At 37.3% G+C, this 743-nt stretch carries 1 protein-coding gene; it reads right to left on the bottom strand.

The features are described 5' to 3' along the window. On the bottom strand, positions 1-743 hold a 743-nt coding region (locus tag E1176_RS00445), incomplete at both ends, for a SprB repeat-containing protein (protein WP_185152480.1).

Here is a 743-nt window from a genome sequence, read left to right as displayed (position 1 = left end):
TCTTGAAATTCAGGTATATTTTCAGCATCGTCAATGTTTAAACTTCCTTTTTGATTGGTTTTTTCTCTCCATACTTCCTCAAAATCACTAGTTGGAATCGAAGTTCTTTCACCTCCGTCAAAACTAACCTCATAACCTTGCTTGCCACCAGAAACCGACAGTTCCACATTATTAAATCCACAATCAGCGTATTTGGCTGACACGTTTAAGGGCTCCGGGTCTTTAAGCAAAAAAGACAATTCTTGAGAGTTCCCCATATCATCTTCTATTTTCACACCATAATAACCACTGCTTAACCCTGTATTTGATGAGCTAGTTGATCCGTTTGTCCAAGAGTAAGTATAATTACCTGTGCCACCTATGACCTGCACATTGATACTACCGTCTGTGCCTGAGGGACATGAAGGGTCATTGACAATATTCTCAAAGGTCTTAGAAAAATAAGACTTACTTGAGGTGTATATATTGCCCTCTGTATCTTTTACGGTAGCATTAAAAACATGCTCTCCCGGAGGAAGTGAAAGGTTAAAGTTTTCAAATGGCATTTGATTCTTATTCAAGGTTCGACTTCCAGTACTCAATGTCATTTCATCTATGATTAGACCTGTATTTGAAAAGATTAATTCTCCATTACCTGAAAAGCTTTGCTTCATGGCATTGTCAAACTTATTTGGACCGAACCAAACAAAAGAATCGCCTGAAACAGAAACAAATTCAATATTTCTTATGGCAAAGTTTGAATT

The sequence above is a fragment of the Fulvivirga aurantia genome (assembly GCF_009711475.1).
In the GTDB taxonomy this organism is placed as follows: Bacteria; Bacteroidota; Bacteroidia; order Cytophagales; family Cyclobacteriaceae; genus Fulvivirga; species Fulvivirga aurantia.
This window is presented reverse-complemented; position numbering and strand designations above follow the sequence as displayed.